The organism is Sphingobacterium sp. UDSM-2020, assembly GCF_016132525.1.
Lineage (GTDB): Bacteria > Bacteroidota > Bacteroidia > Sphingobacteriales > Sphingobacteriaceae > Sphingobacterium > Sphingobacterium anhuiense.
In genome coordinates this window covers 515,081-535,219 of record NZ_CP066166.1, presented here as the reverse complement: position 1 = coordinate 535,219, position 20,139 = coordinate 515,081, and the positions used below count along the sequence as shown (strand labels likewise).

23 protein-coding genes are annotated in these 20,139 nt (G+C 46.6%); 18 read left to right on the top strand and 5 right to left on the bottom strand.

Annotated features, from left to right (window positions below; translation table 11 throughout):
* Positions 1 to 2 precede the first annotated feature (2 nt).
* The 4 genes from JAZ75_RS02285 to JAZ75_RS02270 all read right to left on the bottom strand — a co-directional run bounded on the left by JAZ75_RS02285 (position 3) and on the right by JAZ75_RS02270 (position 6,169).
* Positions 3 to 3,554, bottom strand: a complete 3,552-nt coding sequence (locus tag JAZ75_RS02285) for a SusC/RagA family TonB-linked outer membrane protein (RefSeq protein WP_208700048.1) — start codon at positions 3,552 to 3,554, stop codon at positions 3 to 5.
* A 245-nt stretch (positions 3,555 to 3,799) separates the two neighbouring features.
* Positions 3,800 to 4,645, bottom strand: coding sequence for a FecR family protein (locus JAZ75_RS02280; RefSeq protein WP_208700046.1), 846 nt, complete (start codon positions 4,643 to 4,645; stop codon positions 3,800 to 3,802).
* A gap of 323 nt (positions 4,646 to 4,968) precedes the next feature.
* On the bottom strand, positions 4,969 to 5,568 hold the full coding sequence (locus tag JAZ75_RS02275) for an RNA polymerase sigma factor (RefSeq protein WP_208700044.1): 600 nt from the start codon (positions 5,566 to 5,568) through the stop codon (positions 4,969 to 4,971).
* Between the two features lie 382 nt (positions 5,569 to 5,950).
* A complete protein-coding gene (locus tag JAZ75_RS02270; protein WP_134776676.1) occupies positions 5,951 to 6,169 on the bottom strand; it encodes a hypothetical protein in 219 nt (72 codons plus the stop codon).
* 363 nt (positions 6,170 to 6,532) lie between these two features.
* Here JAZ75_RS02270 and JAZ75_RS02265 point away from each other — a divergent pair, with 363 nt between their 5' ends.
* The 4 genes from JAZ75_RS02265 to JAZ75_RS02250 all read left to right on the top strand — a co-directional run bounded on the left by JAZ75_RS02265 (position 6,533) and on the right by JAZ75_RS02250 (position 9,225).
* Complete coding sequence (locus tag JAZ75_RS02265) at positions 6,533 to 6,808, top strand: hypothetical protein (RefSeq protein ID WP_037533307.1); 276 nt, start codon at positions 6,533 to 6,535, stop codon at positions 6,806 to 6,808.
* Between the two features lie 296 nt (positions 6,809 to 7,104).
* Positions 7,105 to 7,380, top strand: coding sequence for a hypothetical protein (locus JAZ75_RS02260; RefSeq protein WP_003005553.1), 276 nt, complete (start codon positions 7,105 to 7,107; stop codon positions 7,378 to 7,380).
* A 148-nt stretch (positions 7,381 to 7,528) separates the two neighbouring features.
* Positions 7,529 to 8,254: a hypothetical protein gene (locus JAZ75_RS02255; protein ID WP_208700042.1), complete on the top strand. Its 726-nt coding sequence runs from the start codon at positions 7,529 to 7,531 to the stop codon at positions 8,252 to 8,254.
* 17 nt (positions 8,255 to 8,271) lie between these two features.
* Entirely contained in the window at positions 8,272 to 9,225 is a 954-nt protein-coding gene (locus JAZ75_RS02250) for a toprim domain-containing protein (RefSeq protein WP_208700040.1), read from the top strand.
* 188 nt (positions 9,226 to 9,413) lie between these two features.
* Here the strand turns inward: JAZ75_RS02250 and JAZ75_RS02245 are convergent, their stop codons facing one another.
* Positions 9,414 to 9,857, bottom strand: coding sequence for a hypothetical protein (locus tag JAZ75_RS02245; protein WP_208700038.1), 444 nt, complete (start codon positions 9,855 to 9,857; stop codon positions 9,414 to 9,416).
* A 26-nt stretch (positions 9,858 to 9,883) separates the two neighbouring features.
* Here JAZ75_RS02245 and JAZ75_RS02240 point away from each other — a divergent pair, with 26 nt between their 5' ends.
* Genes JAZ75_RS02240 through JAZ75_RS02175 form a run of 14 tightly spaced genes read left to right on the top strand, consistent with a single transcriptional unit; the run spans position 9,884 to position 20,125 of the window.
* Positions 9,884 to 10,933 (top strand): DNA cytosine methyltransferase, encoded by a 1,050-nt coding sequence (locus tag JAZ75_RS02240; RefSeq protein WP_208700036.1) that lies wholly within the window; start codon positions 9,884 to 9,886, stop codon positions 10,931 to 10,933.
* A complete protein-coding gene (locus JAZ75_RS02235; protein ID WP_208700034.1) occupies positions 10,930 to 11,340 on the top strand; it encodes a hypothetical protein in 411 nt (136 codons plus the stop codon). Before JAZ75_RS02240 ends, JAZ75_RS02235 begins: the two co-directional genes overlap by 4 nt.
* The gene (locus JAZ75_RS02230) at positions 11,337 to 12,584 is read left to right on the top strand and encodes a relaxase/mobilization nuclease domain-containing protein (RefSeq protein WP_208700032.1); all 1,248 of its coding nucleotides are present in this window, start codon (positions 11,337 to 11,339) and stop codon (positions 12,582 to 12,584) included. The genes JAZ75_RS02235 and JAZ75_RS02230 overlap by 4 nt, the downstream gene beginning before the upstream one ends.
* A gap of 38 nt (positions 12,585 to 12,622) precedes the next feature.
* A complete protein-coding gene (locus JAZ75_RS02225; protein ID WP_208700030.1) occupies positions 12,623 to 13,258 on the top strand; it encodes a ParA family protein in 636 nt (211 codons plus the stop codon).
* The gene (locus JAZ75_RS02220) at positions 13,255 to 13,602 is read left to right on the top strand and encodes a hypothetical protein (protein WP_208700028.1); all 348 of its coding nucleotides are present in this window, start codon (positions 13,255 to 13,257) and stop codon (positions 13,600 to 13,602) included. The genes JAZ75_RS02225 and JAZ75_RS02220 overlap by 4 nt, the downstream gene beginning before the upstream one ends.
* Positions 13,599 to 13,919: a hypothetical protein gene (locus tag JAZ75_RS02215; RefSeq protein WP_208700026.1), complete on the top strand. Its 321-nt coding sequence runs from the start codon at positions 13,599 to 13,601 to the stop codon at positions 13,917 to 13,919. Before JAZ75_RS02220 ends, JAZ75_RS02215 begins: the two co-directional genes overlap by 4 nt.
* A 7-nt stretch (positions 13,920 to 13,926) precedes the next feature.
* Positions 13,927 to 14,232 (top strand): DUF4134 domain-containing protein, encoded by a 306-nt coding sequence (locus JAZ75_RS02210; RefSeq protein ID WP_208700025.1) that lies wholly within the window; start codon positions 13,927 to 13,929, stop codon positions 14,230 to 14,232.
* Between the two features lie 41 nt (positions 14,233 to 14,273).
* Complete coding sequence (locus JAZ75_RS02205; RefSeq protein ID WP_182983537.1) at positions 14,274 to 14,582, top strand: DUF4134 domain-containing protein; 309 nt, start codon at positions 14,274 to 14,276, stop codon at positions 14,580 to 14,582.
* On the top strand, positions 14,579 to 14,890 hold the full coding sequence (locus tag JAZ75_RS02200) for a DUF4133 domain-containing protein (RefSeq protein ID WP_208700023.1): 312 nt from the start codon (positions 14,579 to 14,581) through the stop codon (positions 14,888 to 14,890). The genes JAZ75_RS02205 and JAZ75_RS02200 overlap by 4 nt, the downstream gene beginning before the upstream one ends.
* On the top strand, positions 14,862 to 17,351 hold the full coding sequence (locus JAZ75_RS02195) for a TraG family conjugative transposon ATPase (protein WP_208700021.1): 2,490 nt from the start codon (positions 14,862 to 14,864) through the stop codon (positions 17,349 to 17,351). Before JAZ75_RS02200 ends, JAZ75_RS02195 begins: the two co-directional genes overlap by 29 nt.
* The gene (locus tag JAZ75_RS02190; RefSeq protein WP_208700019.1) at positions 17,348 to 18,010 is read left to right on the top strand and encodes a hypothetical protein; all 663 of its coding nucleotides are present in this window, start codon (positions 17,348 to 17,350) and stop codon (positions 18,008 to 18,010) included. The genes JAZ75_RS02195 and JAZ75_RS02190 overlap by 4 nt, the downstream gene beginning before the upstream one ends.
* Positions 18,007 to 18,663, top strand: coding sequence for a hypothetical protein (locus JAZ75_RS02185; RefSeq protein ID WP_208700017.1), 657 nt, complete (start codon positions 18,007 to 18,009; stop codon positions 18,661 to 18,663). Before JAZ75_RS02190 ends, JAZ75_RS02185 begins: the two co-directional genes overlap by 4 nt.
* Complete coding sequence (locus JAZ75_RS02180; RefSeq protein WP_208700015.1) at positions 18,660 to 19,334, top strand: hypothetical protein; 675 nt, start codon at positions 18,660 to 18,662, stop codon at positions 19,332 to 19,334. The genes JAZ75_RS02185 and JAZ75_RS02180 overlap by 4 nt, the downstream gene beginning before the upstream one ends.
* A gap of 2 nt (positions 19,335 to 19,336) precedes the next feature.
* Positions 19,337 to 20,125 carry a hypothetical protein gene (locus JAZ75_RS02175; protein ID WP_208700013.1) on the top strand — a complete coding sequence of 263 codons (789 nt, stop codon included), beginning with the start codon at positions 19,337 to 19,339 and terminating at the stop codon, positions 20,123 to 20,125.
* Positions 20,126 to 20,139 lie beyond the last annotated feature (14 nt).

Below are 20,139 nucleotides of genomic sequence, written 5' to 3'. Positions count from 1 at the left end.
TTTTATAGTTTGGCTTTAAGACCAAGTGAATAATTTGCAGGAGTTTTAATGTTGAAAAAACCTAAACCAAAGTCAGGATCAATCCCTGCCTTGTTAGCTCGCCATAACACCCCAAGATTATTTGCATTGAAAAATACCTGCAATCCTTTGATACCCTTTTCTTTGTTCCCTGCCATTGTAAAGTCATAGGCGAGGTTTATATATTGGAGCCGGATATGATCGCCTTTTTCTACTAAAACGCTGGAACCATTGTAAAATGCATCCCGATTAAGGTCTGTTGTATATGGATTTACAGGTATGTTTGTTTGTGTCTCATCACCGGGCTTTTGCCAACGTAGTGCATAATCGGAATGTCCTTGCCAGTTATAAAATAGGTTGGTATAGTTAATCGAGTTACGTCTAAACCAATATCCGAATTTGTATGAAACACCAACTTGCAAACTGATATTTTTATAGGACACTGCATTGATTAAAGAACCAAATTTGGTAGGAATTGACGAACCAAAATATTCAAGATCTTCCACCTTAGTACCAGTTCCAACAATACTGCTATAATTCTTACTTACCTCTCCATTTAGGTATCCCTGCGCTTCACCTGTATTGGGGTCAAGTCCACCCCATTTATACGCATAAATTGCATATACAGGATTTCCCTCAATGCCCGATATGGGAGGAGAGGAAACATTGACATATTGTTGTGCCAATGTTCTTTCTATTCGATAGCTGACAATTTTATCCTTGTATAAACTAAAATTCAGTATGGTGCTCCACTTAAATGCACGATCAATATTTATACTTTTCAGTTGAACGTCCCAACCGTTTCCTTTCATACTGGCTACATTTCGCATCATTGTGGGTGGTACACCCGTTGTATAATCCATTGGAGCCATTCCAAAAAGATTTATACCCTTTTTTTTATAATACTCTATAGAACCTGATAAACGGTCATTTCGCAGACGAAAATCTACGGCGAGGTTCAGCATTTTTGAAGTTTCCCATTTTAATAAAGGATTGTAGTAATTATTAAATTGTGCGTACGCGGCCCCTGTAAAAATGTTTACATTGTTGGGATACCAAATTGTATTTACTGCAACCATAGCGGGGTCAATATTACCACTAAAACCATAAGTTGCCTTTAGATTTAGATATGGTAAAAAATCAACTTTGTAAAACTTTTCATTGGATAATTTCCATGCAAGTCCTGCCGACCAAAAGGGGTTCCATTGATCGTTAGTTTTTAAACCGAAAAGGTTACTTGCATCGCGCCGGGCGCTTGCCGAAAGTACATATCTGTTATCAAACGTATAAGCAGCATTAGCGAAATAAGATATAAACCTTGTACTTGTTTCGCCGAGGTGTTGACCTCGATAGACTAAATCGGCTCCGCCGTGTATAAGATTTGGATATGTTTTTGTATAATCCACATTTCCCGTAGTTAAAGTGTTCGGATTATAACCATAGAAACGTGCTTGATTTGATTGGGTGTGAGCGGAACGTGCTTCACCACCAATTAAGGCAGTTATATTGTGCTTGCCATAGGTGTTGTCAAAATTCAACTGACCACGCACATTATTAGCGTTTAAAACATTGTTGGAGTTATCCAATATGCCACCATTAGGTACAATGTAAATTATATTCCCATTCACAATTTGAGAAAAACGATTGATATAATCCCTCGCCATATAGCTGTTTTCGTCAGCAAGGCTTGTGTTTGTTCCAACCTGTCTTTCGTATTGGTAATTTACAATAGCATTTAATCCCTTAATAATTTGGTAATCGATGGTAGTCGTTGCCAGTATATCGGATACTCTGCCGTTTGAGGTTTGGTACAGCCAATCCGTTAGCGGATAATAATTCCAGTCAAGTAATTTTCCATCACCAAGATTCTGAACATAGCTTTGATTATAATCCCTTGCAACGGGAATGGCATTCCCATTTGCATCAGCGATCTGCATGTAGGGTACAAAACTACCACCTTTCATATACACATTATTGTAGCCGTAACGTCCTGACTTATTTTGGTTTTGCGTATAATATAGTCCAGTACTAAGAGAAAGCCGCTCAATTGGACGGTAGATGTTTTGAAAGCGAAGATTAATGCGCTGGTAAGTACTTCCCAAATTATCCTTATTATTGTCGTAACCCACCGAAGAAGTCCAAGAAAACTTGTGTGCTCCACCTTGCGCACTTAAAAAGTATTGTTGGTTAACTGATGGCTTGTACGTGTATTGATTGAATTGATCTCTTGCATCCACATTTCTTAATGCATCAATCTGTTTTTGTGCCTGCTCTTGTGTTAATGCCCCCGTGCGAGCCTTTTCTAAAAGATCAATTACTGGACTGATTATCGGATGGCTTGGGGAATTAATATCGCTATCGTAATAACCTCTGTTAAACAATTCCTGCTCTACGTCAATATAATCACGGGATGACATCTGCCGTATATAACCTAAATCCGGCTTAGCCCCGATAGTTAAGTTGGAATTAAAATCTAAGGAAATGGGTCTGTTAAAGTTTCCTGTCTTCGTTGTAATAACAATAACACCGTTGGCAGCTCTTGCGCCCCAAATACTGGAAGCCGAAGCATCTTTAAGGATTGTTATATTTTCTACAATATTTGGATTGATATTGTTAATATCGCCGTCGTATGGAAAATTGTCTACAATTACCAAAGGGTCTTTTTGCCCACTTATGGTACTTAATCCCCGTATCATCATTTGTGGTGCGCCTTGCCTTCCGTTGTCCATCACCATGCTATTTGCAATAACTGGCAGTCGGGAAAGAATATCTGTACCCACTTGCTGGTTAAACAGTTCATTGCTCACCGTCGAAAATGACCCTGTTGCCCGTTCTTTGGGTATTTTTTGATACCCTGTTGAGACGATTTCCACTTCATCCATTTCTGCAGTAAAAGGAAAAAGCACAACAGAGCCCATCTGATATATTGCAGAAAGTCTTTGAGATGAATACCCCAAGTAGGTAATGTCTAATTGTGTACCTTCCGAGATATTGCTTAACTGGAAATTGCCTGCTTCATCGGTAACGGTCTGCACCGATGTCCGTTTGTCGTTGTCATCTAATACGTAAATAGTTGCTCCGATTAACGGTTCTCCTTTGTCGTTGGTGACACGGCCTCGGATGGATTGTTGTTGAGGAGCTTCTATTTCAACAGAACTACTTTCAGCCAGCACATCCCTCTCTTTAATAACAATAGATCTATCCCGCAAGGTATAGTCCAAGCCTCTCGGAAGTAGTATTTTGTCCAGTGCATCTTTTAAAGTCGCCTTGTTCAGCTGTATAGTCACCGGGGTGGCCCGGCTGACCAATTGGTAATCCAGCACAAGGAAATCATATCCGGATTGCTTCCGGATATTGTCGATCACCTTCTGTAAGGAAGTATTCTTTTCATTGAGGCTCACCTGCTGGGCCAGTACACCGGCCTGCACCTGTACGAGCAGCATTGTCATCATGACCATGATCAATTTCATAATCAACGGTATTTTAAACGGTACGCGCCGAAACTGCACACCTTTGTAATAAGCGTTTATTTGCATAATTTTGCTTTGGTTTGAGTTTTACAGAATGATTGTCACAAATTGTTTTTCCCGTTTTGCGGGATAGGTTGACTCAAACTCCGGCCGGTAGTGCTTCCAACACTTCCGGCTTTTGTTTTTTTAGCCTCACCTCTCTGGCACTTAGCCTGTGGTTGATCGTAATTCTTTATTCATACATAGCGTTTTTAAGTTAAAGATTGATTATTATACTTCTTGTTTACTGTTTAAGATTTGCATGGATGGGCTTACATGACAGTGATCACATCACCCGATACCTTAAACCTAACCTTTCCCGTTGTTTCCATAAGATCGAGTACCGCACGGATACTTCGTGAGCGGGAAACAGTACCACCTACCGTAATGGCTTTAGCTTCTTTGCGTTCATAGTGAATCTCGACATTGTACCATCGCGCTACGGAACGGAATACTTCTTCCAACGTTTCACCTCGAAAAACAAAATCGCCCTGTTGCCATGCAAGCACCTGATCAATGTCAGCATCCAATATATGCATATCACCCCCAGAGGAAAGAACGCTCTGCTGTCCAGGCATCAGCGACCTTCCGTTGACCATTACCGCACCTTCTACCAGTGTAGTTTTTAAGCTGGACTCTCCAGAATAGGCTTGTATATTGAATGCGGTACCAAGATCCTCTACCAATTGTCCCTTGCTCTCGACGAAGAATGATCTTTTGGGATCGTCGTGGACGATGAAATATCCCTCTCCTTCGAGGTTAACGCGGCGATCCGAATGCACAAAGCGAGATGGAAAGGTCAGTCTTGAATCGGCATTGAGCCATACCTTTGTACCATCGGGAAGGGTGAAGGAATATACCTGTCCTTTAGCTGTGGTAGCGACAATATCAACGACATCATCCAATGGCAATCCGTCAGCGCCGAAGATCGGGCTTCCGTCATCGTATGTCAAAGATTGCCCCATGATAGCACCCTGTCTGGCACTATCCAACTTGATTGTTCGCCCATCTGCTAATACCAATGTCGCACCATAACTACCCGGCGCAACGTCTTCTGTTTGTGATGTTGTTTGGTTTACATCATCCTGATCCGATTGGTAAACAAATCGCCAAGTCAAAAACATAAGAGCCAGAACCGCTGCTATGGACGTGTACTTGGCGATGGCGCGATAGATATTGCGGCTGGGGGTTATATTTTTCCAGACACGTCTTTTACGTTTTGACAGATCCCTTGCAGGACTCTGCTCAGGAGCCTTCTCCGCCATTTTGTTGAAATAACTGTTGACTATACGAGCTTCGTCTTTCGTACACTCTCCACGAAGATAGCGGTCAATCAGTTGTTGCATTTTGTCTTGGTTACTTTCCATAAAGTGATCCCATTGATATATAGTGTAGTCGTACAGGACAGGGTAATGTTATAGATAGCCTGTAAAATAATTTATCAGCTATGGCCAATCCACGATAGGAGACCGGTTATTTGCAGGAGCAAGAAGCAGGTTAGACGAGAACGCAGACGCACAAGCGCATTGTGTATCTGTTGCCGGACAGTACCTTCGGACAGGTTGAGATTGTTCGCTATTTCCTTGTTACTTAGATAATGCTTTCGGCTTAATTCAAATATAGCCCTCATCTTGGAAGGTAGCTTGTCGACTTCTCTTTCGATTTGTTGTTGTAGGTCACGCTCGATCACAGTATCGTCTGTAGACCAGACACCTTTGTTGTAGTAATCCTGAAGACTGGTCAAATAGTCATCTCGGCTTTTTTGTTTGCGTGCATAGTCTATTAATGCATATCGTGCACTTTGATAAAGATATGATCGAATTGAGCCTATTGGAGTACTTGTTGCACTCTCATACAAAGCCATGAAAATCTCTTGAGTAAGATCCTCTGCTTGACTGTCATCTCGCAACATCCTGCGATTAAAGGAATAAATAACGGCGAAATAGCGGTCATACAATTCTGCATAGGCATTCCCGTCTCCCTGAAACATAAGTTCAGCAAGTTCATTGTCGGTATATACCCTGTACTTTGACTTTTTCAACAATATAGCATTCCGTTATTAATGCGCTCTTTAAACTTAAATAAATTTGAGGGTATACGCAATTGATTCCGTTGAAACTGATCCGTCCAGTTTGTCGATTTTTCCTCTTTTATATGGAGATATTATGATCCCGTTAAAATAAGTAGACGGATACGGAATAGAAATGTTATAGATGGGAATTACTTTTTATTTTCTTTGGTTTTTTTTAGAGCATCTAACTGTGATGTGTATTTCTTTTTTAGATTTTTAAATGATGAATATGACAGCATCAAAATAGAAAAGTAATACGAGTTTTTAAATTTATTACGACAATATAGAACAAGGGCGAGTTTATCAAAATTCGCCTTTTTCTTTTTTTACCACCTACCGGATAGCTCAAAATTCAAAGCTGTCTCCGTTCAAATTCTTCGAGAAATCCTTGTTCATCCAGCATCGCCAACATATCGGCATACCATAGATAAGTGAAATCTTTTTTCTTTCGCAAGTCGGGCAGCTTAATCTCCATAATGTCGCCCACGGTTTCCAACCCCATACGTTTAGCACGCTGTATAAACTCAACATCGCTCTGGATGTGGGTTAAGAATATGTCTGTTGATGTCATTTTTTAAATTAGATTACGTGGTGTAAATTAAAAATAAATATCCTGTCATCACAACTTTTTCAAGTCAAATGTGAAAGATGACGTTTCTATTTCTTAACGGCAGTATGGCGGATTATATTACATTCTTTCCAATACCAGACCATTCCCAAAGGTCTCCACATTTCTACCACTTTTCCAGTCAATTCAGAACCTTTTCTTATAAAATACCGCACTTTTGAAAACCCCTAAAAACAGATTTTAACACTATTTAAACCCACTTTTTAACGAAAGGGTGAAACGTTTTTTTCACCCCCATACACTGTTTTTGCGTTGGCTCGTTTTCGTGCTTTGTACCCGAATGGAAGAATAAATCCATCGGGAAGAATGAAGTACACGGAACTGGCAACGCTGCTAAAAAATGCAGCCGAACAAGGAACAGCAAACGCAATCAAAGAAGAACAACCTGTTCCAGATCAGTTGACCAAAGCCGACGCTTACCGCCTGTATGGTCGTAGTAATGTAGATAGATGGCTCCGTGAGGGGCTGATCTCCAAACAACAACCTACCGACACTTCCCAAATCTTTTTTGACAGATCGGAACTCGAAGCCGTCGCGGCTTCGAGCAATCGGATCACCTACCTGCCCGTAGCGGACAGGTAAGCGCATCCGCTGCGATAGCGGAGCAAGAACGGTCTTTGACATCGAGGAGTGAAACATTATCCCGTGAGGAACGGGAAATTTTGCGAAAGTGAGGTAAGCCGAAAACTTGGCGATAACAATATATTGAAAGCGCATTGGCAGGCGATAGCCCGGTCCGTACGGACTGACGTGAGTAGCTCCGACAACTTATCCTAATCGGCAAGAGCGGATCATTTCGGGTTCGTTGCCCGTTGCCGGTTCCATTATGGGAAATCCCTTTTCCCCTTATCAGTAAACCATTAAACCCCAAAGAAGCCATGAACATACTATTGACACCGCTGCAATTGCAGACATTGCTTTCCTATGCCGCCGAAATGGGCGCAAAACTGGCCCTGTCCAAAACCGGACACATCCGGCCATACCTCAAAAAATCAGAAGCATTCAAGCGGTACGGACGAAAAAACGTAGAGCATTGGATCGGTCTGGGACTGATCACCCCGCGAAAGGACGGCGACCATTCCGCAGCATGGCGGATCGACCGGATGGAGATCGAAGCCGTGAGCAAATCCCGTGAAGCCATGCGCTACCTGTAAAAACCTACCCATCACATCGAAAAAAATCCTTATGACATCCAACAAAAGCAACTCATCATCCAACGAACCGTTAACCCTCGTTTCCCTGCTCAAAGCATTGGGGCACGAACCTGTATCGACTGGCAGCGATGAATATCAGTACGCAAGCGTGTTCGCAAGCGGGACCAACAACAAAACAGTCCTAACGGTCAATAACCGATTGAACACCTGGTTTGACAGCTCACTCGGTCTACTTGGCAAAGGTGGCAACCTCATGGACTTTGCCCGTACCTATTGGCCCGATCTATCCCCCGGACAGATCGAAGAAAAACTTCGGGATATACAGACTCAATCCGTTAAAAAAGATAGACCCCTGCGCAAACGAAAAGCAACCAAGATACCCGATTATCGTGTCGCCCGTACCCGCCCATTGGGATACAACAATGAGGTTACCGATTTTCTGATGGAAAGCGGTCTTTGGGAACTTGCCGATCTGAATATCCGGGAAGTCTATTATTATGTCACTGATCAAAAGGGAAAGCGCAAGGATTTTTGTGCCGCAGGTTGGATGAACGAAAACGGAGGTTGGGAAGTGCGCGCCCAAAATTATACAGGCTGTATCGGTACAAAGGGAATGACCTTTATTTCGGTAAGCGGGTCCGTGCTTGCCATATTTCCCGAATACGTGGACTATCTGAAAAGACGGAATGACAAACATCTGCAATACGCATCCGTGCTTATACTGAACCATACCGAATTTTTATCCGCAGCGCTGAAACGTGCCAGACATTTTGAAAAGGTACTATTCTATTTCGATGAAACGAGGAACGGATACCAATCAGCGAGAGACGTATTCACGGACAAACTACCGCATGCCGAAGTTATACCCCTTTAATTATCCAATCCCTGCTTATGTCAAAATATGTAAACGTGGACGACCTGCGGGAAGTCCCGATCTCGGACTTTCTGGCCCGGCTCGGCCACCATCCGGTACGCAGATCGGGCAAGGAACTTTTCTACCACAGTATGCTGCGGGAAACCAGGCAGGACACCCCATCGCTGACCGTTTGGGATGAGGGGGGCAAATGGCTTGACCGGGGTGGCCCGAACGTAACGGGCATCCAGGGCGGTGGCATCGTCCAGCTCGGCCTTGCCTATTGGCCCCAGCTCTCGTTTGTCGAAGTGCTCAATAAAATAAAGGAAACGTGCGATATGCAGGTCGCCATGATCCCGGCCTACAAACCTGTCCAATTGGCTACGGAACAGGAACAAAAAGGCTACGCATTTGAGCTCGTCCGAACACAGCCTATCGGCAGAAAATTTGTCCTGACCAAATACCTCGAAGAACGGGGGGTATTGGACGTTGCACATGGCCACCTGCACGAAATCTATTACAGAAACCGCCTTGACAACGAAAATAAAAACACTTTCTATGCCATCGGTTGGAAGAACGATCAGGCGGGTTGGGAGTTTACCAATGCCAAAGGTTTCAAGAGCAGTATCGGCAAAAAGGGAATATCCGTGGTGCCCGGCAACCCAGACCATGCCGTTCTCTTTGAGGGCTATATGGACTACCTGAGCTGGCTCAAAGTAAACCGCCCGGATCCTGCACCCACCGCCATTGTACTGAACTCCATTGTCCAATTGAAGAACGCCATCGAGCGGGTCAAGAACGTACCCATCGTGGACGTGTATTTCGACAACGATGACCCCGGTCGCAACTGTGCCCAAAGGCTGATCGAAGCCATCCCGCACGCCAAAGACCGTTCCGGTGTTTATGGCGCGTACAAGGATTACAACGATATGCTAAGGGCTGTCCTAAACGAGCAGGAAATCCAGCACCAACGGGCAGGCCCCGGACGGTGACTTTCGGAGGGAGCGGACAAGTTGCAGGGTATAGGCACCAATATTCAGATATGTAGCTGTTCAGATATATGGATACATAGACATCCCGATATTCAGATATGTAGGTGTTCAGATACATGGATACACAGATATTCAGATGTTTAGATATGTAGGTGTTCAGATACACGGATACATAGACATCCCGATGTTTAGATATGTAGGTGTTCAGATACATGGATATACAGATATTTAGATATGTAGCTGTTCAGATACACAGATACATAGACATCCCGATATTCAGATATGTAGGTGTTCAGGTGTGTACGGATACACAGATATTCAGATATGTAGCTGTTCAGATATATGGGTACATAAATATCCCGATGTTCAGATATATATTGACCATCCCTGAACCCATGTGCTAAAAACACGCCTAAACCCACTTTTTTGCCCTTTGCGGTATAACCCCACTTTTTTGTTTCGTGTTGTGCAAGTTGTGTTTTTGTACGTACGGCTCTCGCCGTACCCACAAAAACCAACTTGCCCCGGAACAGACAAACTCCGATGGAGCAGGTCTGTACCAGGGTAGGAAAAAGGTCGCAACTCCCTTTTTCTCCTGCAAAGCGCACCATATCGCCGCAGGGCGACGACACATCCATAAACCTTTAAAACCATTACCATGCTAAGACACGGTAGCCTTTTTTCAGGCATCGGCGGTTTTGACATCGCCGCTTCATGGATGGGTTGGCAGAACGTTTTCTCTTGCGAGAAAGACCCGTTCTGCCGAACTGTTCTCAAACATTATTGGCCAAATACAACACACTATGAAGACATCTACGATTTTCGGGCAGCTCGCTATCGAGGACATATCGACATCATTAGCGGAGGGTTTCCCTGCCAGCCATTCAGTCAGGCCGGACGGAGAAAGGGGGCGAAAGATGACCGTTACCTCTTCCCGGAGACTATCCGAATTATTAAGGAAGCACGGCCGGAGTGGATCGTTCTTGAAAACGTTACTGGACTGTTCACCATTCTCGAACCCGATAGTCTTTCTGAAATGGAGATCAAAGCGATTGAGCTTTTTAGTCAGGACGGTGAACAACCTGCAACAAGCACCATCATCCGACTCCAACGACGGGTCATCGGAAGCATCATTTCAGAAATCGGATCAGCAGGATATGTACTTCCGACACTTGAAGACGGCACGCCAATCGTTCTGTGTATTCCGGCTGCTGCCGTTGGCGCTCCACACCAACGGGATCGGGTTTGGTTTGTTGCCCACACCGACCGCCACCGAGATCAGCAACCAGAAAATGACCATACAACAGGTCAAGGACGGACGGCAGCTAAAGGACAGGAAGAACGACAAGGGCAACGCCGGACAGGTATCCCTGACGGATTTTCTGGTCTACCATACGTTGCTGGCCATAGCGACACCGCCGGAGGAAATGGCGCTGGCAATGCCGAGCCCTATCCAGCAGCGCCTGCTCCGGGTATTGCCCACAGCGGAGCGGATCGATGGCACCAGGTTCCCGTCTGGTCGGGATGGCCAATTGAATCCCCGTTTTGTGGCCGAGATGATGGGCTTCCCGAAAGACTGGACGGAGTTACCTTTCCGACATGGCGTGCCGAAAGCATAAAAGCCTACGGCAATGCCATTGTTCCGCAGGTCGCCCTTGAAATCTTTAGGGCAATACAGTCCGTCACCCTAAACCACAAAGCACCATGAAGAACAGCATAAAAAAGAGAAAGCCCGCATCCCATGAACAACGATCCCGACGTTTTGAACTCCGGTTGAGCGAAGCAGAACGCACGCAGTTTCTTGATCTTGAAAAATCACTTGGTCTAAGCCGTGCGGACATCGTGCGTATCCGGGTACTCCAAAATTCCAAAAAGATGCTGGTCAATACCACCGAAATCATGAAACTGTTGGACAGTATCGGTACAGAGATCGGCCGATCCGGCAACAACATCAACCAATTGGCGAAGCACGTCAATACCCTGCAACAACAGGGAATGTTTCACTCCGCGCTGATCCGCGACCTTGCCCCGTTACTAACAGAATATATCAGATTGCAACGGAGATTGGAACAATCCATCCGGCAGCTCATTAGGCTTATAAGGGGGCAGACATGATCGTTAAGATACTCGACCCGTCCACCACGTTCAAAGGAGTGCGTTACAACACGGACAAAGTGGATAAGGATAAAGGCGAACTGATGAAAGTGGCAAATTTCGGTGCTTTGCAGGCCCTGCAAAATCTCCGTCCAATGGATTACGTCAATTATCTGGAAGCCCAATCCGCAGCCAGTAGCCGCACGAAATACCCACAGTTCCACGCGGTCATTTCCTGCAAAGGACGTTCCCATAGTAAGGAAGAATTAACCACCATCGCCGAGCAATGGTTGAGCGGTATGGGCTACGGTGAACAGCCTTACCTATTGGTATTCCATAAGGATACCGCAAACAACCATATCCATATCGTCTCCACACGGGTAGGCCGAGACGGCAAAAAGATAAACGACAGTTTTGAGAAAATCCGTGCTTACGAAGTGTTAAACCGTGTCGTTGGCGTGGACGAAAAGCAACAGGCCAATAAGGACATCGAAAAGGCTCTGGATTATAGTTTCTCCACACGGGCGCAATTCATGATGGTGCTTGAAGCGCAGGGCTATTCGCTCAAACTGTCCGATGGGGAATATCAGATCAGCCGTTTCGGCAAAAGACAAGGCACGGTTTCTTTGGAACAAGTGGATACCAAAATCGGTACTTTCAGCAAAGACATTAATCGGTTGGCACAGCTCCGGGCTGTCTTTGCGAAGTATCAAAGCCAATACGATCCGGCGGTGGTTCACGCTTCGGCTCCACTTCCCGCGGGTAGGTCATCCGCACAATCAGGTTATACGTCAGCAATGGCGCAAATGCTATCGGACAAATTTGGGGTACAGATCATATTCCACGGTAAGGACGGAAAACCGCCCTACGGCTACACGATCATTGACCATTCGAGGAAAATGGTCTACAAAGGCAAAGACCTCATGCAATTGGCAGAATTTATCACACCATCGGGAGACAGACACGAAATATCGCCTAAAGCGGATATAACGAAACCGACTGTAAAAGGACTGGTATCCCGGCCCGAAGAAACAGTCACCGAGAACGGTTATGTGCAATCAGCCAAAGACGACTTCGCAGAACCGAACGAAAAAGAACGGAAATCGGTATCCGAAGAAACCACCATAGCTGCCGATCATGTACATGGGACAGCCGATCAATGGATACCGAATATCCAGATCGATATTTCCGACGACATCGACGACGAGGCGATCCACGGGCGCAACCGGAGACGTAAGCGCAAGGCCCGCACAAATACCCGTTGACACCCCTTTATCAACAACACCATTAAACCCCATGCACTATGCTCATACTTATAGGAAACCAAAAAGGCGGGGCGGGAAAAAGTACGCTCACCCTGCTTCTCGCCAACTACCTGACCCAGCAACAAGAACGGCGGGTTACGGTGCTCGATATGGACTATCAGCAATCACTTTCCGCCAAAGCCGAAAAAGCAAAGATTTTGGAAAATGAACCACTGTACGAAATCGTACCTGCCGATCTTGGCCATTTTCCTGCAATGCAACGGAAACTGGAAAAATCACGGAACGAAATCGTACTCGTAGACCTGCCGGGCAAGATGGACGACGATGGGTTGATACCCATATTCGCCGCCGCCGATGCGGTACTCTGTCCGTTTGCCTTTGACGAATTTTCCGTGGATTCGACATTGCTGTTTGCAATGGTCATCGGCAAGATCAACAAGAGGGCGCCCCTTATATTCGTGCCGAACCGTATCAAGAACACCGTCAAATACGAAACCCGGACGGAAGTCGAAAAGGTACTGCGGGGCTTCGGTACGGTCGCCCCCGGTCTGCCAGACCGCATAGACTTCCAGCGGATAAATACATTCCAGATACCGATCATCCTGTATCCCGTTGTGCTGCCGCTCTTAGAACTGATCTATGAACAATACATTGCTAAGGAGGAACCATCATGAGCGGAATAAAAAGCCTTGCCGATGAGCTCCGGGATTCCATGCGGAAAGGGAAACCGCCACAGGCAAAAGAAATCCCCTCGGTAGAACCACCAAAGGATACACCAAAGAAAAAAGCGGAAGCATTGGATCGGCTGTTTGAAAGTATCCTAAACCATGAGCTGACCGGACGGGAAAAACTGTTGCTCCGCCTGGACGACAAAACCCTTTTCCTGCTCAAACAACTGAAAGTCGCCAAAGGGATCGACATGAACAAGATCATCGCATACAGCCTGCACCTGTTCCTAAAGACCCATCCCGAAATTTCCCGATACATCAAAGAACACATTAAAACCCTTGATCTATGAACTGGACACAATTCCTGCTCGGCGTTATCGCCGTCTATGGCATCTACTATGCCCTAAACGTACTGTATGACCTGTTTATCCATCGCCGTGCTCCGACTACGGGCGATGGCGGAAACGAATTGGTATTCGATGAAGATTCACCGCCCGAAAAGGTTGCTTCCAAGCCATCCAAAACAGCACGGGAACCGATGGTAACAGACGGAAAATCCGTTATATCGTCCGGCCCCCTGCAATCCACGGGAGGCATAACCATAAAGGAGCTTGTTTCGTTCGCCCAAAACAACGTAATAGAGTACACCAAAGCCATTCCTTATTAAATCCGTTATGCGACCAATCCGTTTTTTGACAGTATTCCTTACTGTCATTTTTTTTGCCCTGTACGCCACCGCCCAGCCCGGCCTTGACGAGTTTTATAAGGTCAGCGGAGAAGTCAACCGTTTTTATTTCAGCTTCTCTGATCTTGCGCTCGTCATCGGCGCCGTATGCGGACTGCTCGGTGGATTACGGGTGTACAGCAATTGGCAGTCCGGCAAGCACCACATCGATGTGCAGGTCATGGGGTGGTTCTTTTCCTGCCTGTTCCTGTCGCTCGTCGGTGCCGCACTAAAGGCCCTTTTCGGGGTACACTAACAGCCAAATCATTTTTCATTCACTTTTTATCCATTATCTCTATGACAGTAAACACTAAAAAACTGTTTGCAATGGCCGCGCTTGGCCTTTCCGCGGTCCAATCAACATTCGCACAGGGCGGTACCGTGGGTATCGATGCCGCCACATCTTCGCTCACCAGCTATGTAGACCCCATCTCGACTTTAATTCTCGCGATCGGCGCGGTCGTCGGGCTCATCGGGGGAATACGGGTTTACATCAAGTGGAACAGCGGAGATCAGGACATCAATAAAGAGTTGATGTCGTGGGGCGGTTCCTGCCTGTTCTTGGTGCTCGTGTCGGTGGTCATCAAAGCGTTTTTCGGGGTATGACACAAGAGCGTTATCCGATCTATAAGGGGCTGCAAAAGCCCCTTATTTACCGCGGTTTCAAGGGTAAGTTTATCTATTGGGGCATAGGCTCCCTTATCGGTGGTCTGGCCATCGGTGGACTTATCGGCGCATTGACCAACCTGTTCCTGGGCGGCTTCGCAACCCTTGCCCTGATGGGTGCAGGACTTGCCTACACATTCATGAAACAGGGTAACGGTCTCCATGACAAAACCCGCCACCGAGGCGCATTTATCCATCCCGTCCATTTATCGATCAGCTATGAAAAAAGAGAGAAAGACAGCCTTTGAAATGCCCTATGTGGGTATTGACCATTATCAGGGAATGTCCATACTGTACGGCGACCGTGGTGATTTTTCAGTCGTTATGCGACTGACCAATCCCGTCTTACAGTATGGTGCCGATCCCGAAGCCTATACCACATTCCAACAGGTATTGCTTAACGTCATCAAGATACTCGGCGAGGGGCATATCATCCAAAAACACGACGTATTCATCAAGCGGAAATACCGGCCCAAACCCGCTTCCGAGTTTTTGGAACAGAAATATCAGGAACATTTCAAGGGTCGGGAATATACCGAGATCAGAACCTACCTAACGGTAACCCGTCAGGTCAAAAAAGGAGCGTTCTATACCTATGACAAAAAAGTATTGGCCACTTTCGGGCAGAACATGGCCAAAGTATTTGACCTGCTTTCCGGTGCCGCACTTAATCCCTCATACCTTACTGAAGCGGAAATAAACCGTTTTGTAAACAGGGTGCTCGCGGTGGAGTTTGAGCAGCCACACATCGCATTGGACAATCTCCGCTGCGGAGACCGTCAGTTGCAGATCGGCGACCGGGCCGTCCGCTGTATCAGTATGGTCAACACCGATTCGGTTGACCTGCCCGAAAAGGTCGGAACGTTCACGGCTAAAAATGAAACGAACGGTATGCGCGATTTTCCGGTGGACAACCTGTTTTTCCTGCACCATGTTCCCGGTTATCGCACCATTATCTATAACCAGCTATTGGAGATTCCCAGCCAACAGATTACGCTCGGCAAACTTGAAGTCAAGCGCAAAAGGCATTCGAGCGTACCCGATCCGGCCAACCTGATGTGCGTGGAGGACATCGATCGTTTATTGGTGGACGTGGCCCGTGATAACCAGCTCTTGGTACACGCCCATTACTCCATGATCGTATGTGCCGATACGGACAGGATCGACAAGACGGCCAATTTTATCGAAGCCGCACTTTTCCAACAGGGGATTATTCCCTCACGCAATGCGTACAACCAATTGGAGCTGTTCCGGTATACCTTACCGGGTGTTGGCGTGGAACTAAAAAAATACGATTGGTTCCTGACTACGGCCGATGCCGCCCTTTGTTTCTTTTTCAAGGAACGGCTGCCGACCGACGAACCATCGGAGTTTTTGCTAAGGTTTACCGACCGTCAAGGGGTACCCGTGGCAATAGACCCATCGGACCTTGTTATGAGGACAGGCCGTATAAAAAATCGCAATCGCTTCGTTTTAGGGAGCAGTGGTACGGGTAAAAGTTATGCCATAAATGCGATCTGTCAGCAGTACCTGCAATACAACATGGACGTGGTGATCGTGGACGTGGGGCATTCCTATTCCGGCCTTTGCAGTACCTACGGGGGCAAGTACATCACCTATTCGGAAGAAAAGCCCATTACGATGAACCCCTTTGCGATCAGCGAGGAAGAATACAACATCGAGAAAAAGGATTTTTTGATAACGCTGATCTGCTTGCTCTGGAAAGGTGCCGAGGGTACCGTTACCACCGTGGAGCGCGATGTAATCTCCAATGTCATTTCAGCCTATTACGCTCATTATTTCGATAAGGCCACCGAAAACCGAATAGCCAAACTGGACTTTAATTCCTTTTATGAATTTGCCGTTCGGAAAATCCCCGATATAAGGAATGAAGAAAGCATTGCTTTTGACGTGGAGGAATTTCGGTTTGTGTTAAAGAAGTTTTATCGAGGGGGCGAATACGAAGCCATATTGAACGAAGAAGCCGACCAATCATTGTTCAACGAGCAATTCATAGTCTATGAAATTGACAATATACAGAATAATAAAACGCTCCTGCCGATTGTCACGCTCATAATCATGGATCTGTTCGTGCAGAAGATGCGCCACCGGAAGAACCGCCGGAAAACGCTGATCTTGGAGGAAGCATGGCGGGCCATTTCGTCGCCCATGATGGCAAATTTCCTTTTATACCTGAACAAGACCGTACGGAAATTCTGGGGGGAAATCATCGAGGTGACACAGGAGATCAACGACATCATCGGCAACCCCATCATCAAGGACAGCATCATAAACAATTCGGACACCATCATCCTGCTGCAACAGAACGAAGCCGATTTTAGAAAGGTCGCCGAACTGCTCTCCATCAACGAGGCCGAACAGAAAAAGATTTTTACGATCAACCGTCTTGACAACAAGGACGGACGTGCCCGTTTCAACGAGTTCTATATCCGTCGGGGAAATACGGGCGAAGTGTACGGTGTGGAGGTCAGCATTTACCACCACTTGGCATTCACGACCGAAAAACCCGAAAAAAGTGCCGTGGAGATTTACGCCAAACATCATGGCAGCTACCCGGCCGCCCTAACGGCGTTCGTCTCCGACATGGAAAAGAGCGGTCTTGCATTGGGCGATTTTGTGCAAAGGGTGAACGAGAACAACGCGCCCGTTGAAACACAAAGAGAATATTTTAAACCTGATTTTACATGAAACGATTTATTGCAATAACGATCCTGTCCTTTGCCGTTTTTTATGCAAGAGGACAGATTTACATCGACCCCGCCGTGGCAGCCGCGACGGGTGTCCATGCAGGTGTGATGAACAGCCAGCTCAACAATGTGAATAGTAATCTTACGCTCATCCAGCGCGGCCAGATGGCCGTAACGGGCCAGCTCCTGATCGTGAACGATTTGCAGGATAAGATTTACAAGGGATTGAGCGAGGTATCCGGCGTTGTCCGTTCCCTGCTGACCGTAAAGGACATTGCCAATATTTCCCTTGACATCGTTAACGACGTGGAAAAGGCAATGAACATCGCAAGGGGAAATCCGGTACTCCTGCTGTTCGCCGAAGCGGGCGCACGGGAATTTAAGACACGGGCAACCAATTTGTCCGCCGAGGTCAGCGCCTTTGTGCTGAAAGGTGGAAAGGACAACCTGATGGATTCGGGAGAAAGGGCAAAGCTGCTCAACCGGATACGTACGGAACTGACCATCCTGCGGGGCGTAGCCTTTGGGATGCACAGAAGTATGTATTGGGCGAAGCAACGCGGTATCCTTAATTCCCTCAATCCATACGCAGGTTTTATCAATATCGACAAACAGATTGCCGATGACATTATCCGTAATTCAAGACTGCTCAAACGATGAGGTACATTATCCTAACCCTATTGCTTTTGGTCATCTTGACCACAGCAAACGCACAGCTCAATGTGGAACTGATCCACCAATTGGTCGAACACAGCAAAGATGAATACGACCGCCAGATCACCGCACGGAACCGACAGGCCATTACCACAGCAAACGAGGAAGTAAACAAAGAAGAAACGTCAAAACTCAAAACCCGTTACCGAGAACTGCACAGCCGTTTTCAAGTTTTGGGAACGGCATTGCAGGGGCTTAGCATGGGGCTGGAATCCGCGCCAATCGTAACCGAGATCATAAACCAACAAAAAAGGATTGTAGGCATCGTTTCCGCACACCCCGAATTTCTATTGCTCGCCATCGATGCGGAAAAGGATATGGCAGAGAAAGCCATGCAGTTGGCACGCTACCTGACCGGGCTTTTTATCAGTATAGGCGACCTCAACCAGATGAAAGCAAGTGACAGGAGAATACTGTACGGACACGTCCTGCAGGAGCTTAGGGCAATCGCCGGAGCATCACGGGGGCTTGCAGTTACCATGTACTATTCAACACGCAAAAAACTGCTCGATTCCCTAAATCCGTTTTCGGCCTACATCAACGAGGACAAGCGCATAGTCGATAATATTCTAAGGCAATTGGAGGAATTTAAGCCATGAAGAAACAACTTATATCCACGCTGTTTATATGCTTTTCGACACTTGCCTTTGGACAAAGCTACGTTACCATTATCTATGATGCCAAGCACCTTGCCATTGTAAACGAGAACGGTGCGGTCAGGTTGGTTTCCGAACAGGCCCATAACAATATGCTGGGCAACATCCGTGGACGGATCGACGACATTAACGTCAACCTATCTTCCGTGGTATTGGTACAGAACATGATACACCGATCACTGACCGAAGTGGATCGGGCGTTGAAGTCCGGCCGCTCCGCGCTCCATATTGCAAGGCTCGTTCAGGACATTGCCACACACAGCACTAAAATGTTGGAGACCGCCAAAGGAGAACTGTGGTTACTGCTCTTTGCCGAGGACGTCACCCGCCAGCTCAAAGACAGGGGAATAAACCTTGCTGCCGAAGTCTCCGAGTTTGTTCTCCAAGAGGGCAAAAACGTACTGATGGATTACGAAAAAAGAGACCACCTCATGCGCAAGATCATTCTCGAACTGAAAGTCATACGCGCATTGGTGTTCAGTATGGAAAGGTCAATGTATTGGGCGAAGATCAACGGCGTACTGAAAATGGCGAACCCTTACCGCAATTTCATCAATATGGACAAACGCAAAGCCGACGAAATCATACGGAACTATTATCTACTAAAGGATTGAACATGAAAACAAAATACATCACAGGGCTACTGCTGTTCCTATTTTCCATCACGGGAACGATGGCGCAGAACGTGAAGCGACAGACCGATAAACATATCGTAAACCAACAGGAACGCATGGTTCATAAGCAATGGGATCGAAAGAAGTTTACGCCGACCAAAGGTTTTTTGGGGTTGAACTATCAATATTGGCTCACCTGGGCGTGGCATCCAAACTACCCCAAGACCGACCGCCGACCGTTGAGCGGTACAGGGCCACAGACCCTGCGCATGGGTATGGTACTGGCCATGCAACAAACGGACGAAGCCTATAAAAAGCATACGGACACCATCCGCAATGTAGCGGTGACCGAAGCCCTCAATTATTCCGGTCTGGTCACGGAGGCCGACCCCTTATGGTTACTTTATTACCGCAGGGAGTTTGGAAACCTAACGGGCGACACGGACACCGATCCGCTCGTCGGACTTTCACCGGACGTCGGGGATTATTTGAGGAACAAAGGTCTATTGGAATGGTACAACGAAGAACGTGCGGAACTCAAAGAACGGTTGGAAGCTGCCCGAACGACCACGCTCGACCGTGGTAGCCGCATCATGGCTTACCACCGTTTGCTTGGGGAACACCGGAAACTTCTGTCCGCATGGGAAGCCAAAAAGAACTATGCTGCCAAATTCCTTTTCTTAGCCAAGAACCGTAACCGACTGCAAAGTGATAACCCCGATATGCCGGAATTTGCGACGGATCGTTCCGATGTGCAGATTGCGGAGGACATCCTAAAAAGAACCCAATAACCCAAAGAAAATCA

Coding starts and splice junctions, on each gene's coding strand:
- JAZ75_RS02285 (WP_208700048.1), bottom strand. CDS start 3,554: ATGCAAATAAACGCTTATTACAAAGGTGTGCAGTTTCGGCGCGTACCG.
- JAZ75_RS02270 (WP_134776676.1), bottom strand. CDS start 6,169: ATGACATCAACAGACATATTCTTAACCCACATCCAGAGCGATGTTGAG.
- JAZ75_RS02265 (WP_037533307.1), top strand. CDS start 6,533: ATGAAGTACACGGAACTGGCAACGCTGCTAAAAAATGCAGCCGAACAA.
- JAZ75_RS02260 (WP_003005553.1), top strand. CDS start 7,105: ATGAACATACTATTGACACCGCTGCAATTGCAGACATTGCTTTCCTAT.
- JAZ75_RS02250 (WP_208700040.1), top strand. CDS start 8,272: ATGTCAAAATATGTAAACGTGGACGACCTGCGGGAAGTCCCGATCTCG.
- JAZ75_RS02240 (WP_208700036.1), top strand. CDS start 9,884: ATGCTAAGACACGGTAGCCTTTTTTCAGGCATCGGCGGTTTTGACATC.
- JAZ75_RS02235 (WP_208700034.1), top strand. CDS start 10,930: ATGAAGAACAGCATAAAAAAGAGAAAGCCCGCATCCCATGAACAACGA.
- JAZ75_RS02230 (WP_208700032.1), top strand. CDS start 11,337: ATGATCGTTAAGATACTCGACCCGTCCACCACGTTCAAAGGAGTGCGT.
- JAZ75_RS02225 (WP_208700030.1), top strand. CDS start 12,623: ATGCTCATACTTATAGGAAACCAAAAAGGCGGGGCGGGAAAAAGTACG.
- JAZ75_RS02220 (WP_208700028.1), top strand. CDS start 13,255: ATGAGCGGAATAAAAAGCCTTGCCGATGAGCTCCGGGATTCCATGCGG.
- JAZ75_RS02215 (WP_208700026.1), top strand. CDS start 13,599: ATGAACTGGACACAATTCCTGCTCGGCGTTATCGCCGTCTATGGCATC.
- JAZ75_RS02210 (WP_208700025.1), top strand. CDS start 13,927: ATGCGACCAATCCGTTTTTTGACAGTATTCCTTACTGTCATTTTTTTT.
- JAZ75_RS02205 (WP_182983537.1), top strand. CDS start 14,274: ATGACAGTAAACACTAAAAAACTGTTTGCAATGGCCGCGCTTGGCCTT.
- JAZ75_RS02200 (WP_208700023.1), top strand. CDS start 14,579: ATGACACAAGAGCGTTATCCGATCTATAAGGGGCTGCAAAAGCCCCTT.
- JAZ75_RS02195 (WP_208700021.1), top strand. CDS start 14,862: ATGAAAAAAGAGAGAAAGACAGCCTTTGAAATGCCCTATGTGGGTATT.
- JAZ75_RS02190 (WP_208700019.1), top strand. CDS start 17,348: ATGAAACGATTTATTGCAATAACGATCCTGTCCTTTGCCGTTTTTTAT.
- JAZ75_RS02185 (WP_208700017.1), top strand. CDS start 18,007: ATGAGGTACATTATCCTAACCCTATTGCTTTTGGTCATCTTGACCACA.
- JAZ75_RS02180 (WP_208700015.1), top strand. CDS start 18,660: ATGAAGAAACAACTTATATCCACGCTGTTTATATGCTTTTCGACACTT.
- JAZ75_RS02175 (WP_208700013.1), top strand. CDS start 19,337: ATGAAAACAAAATACATCACAGGGCTACTGCTGTTCCTATTTTCCATC.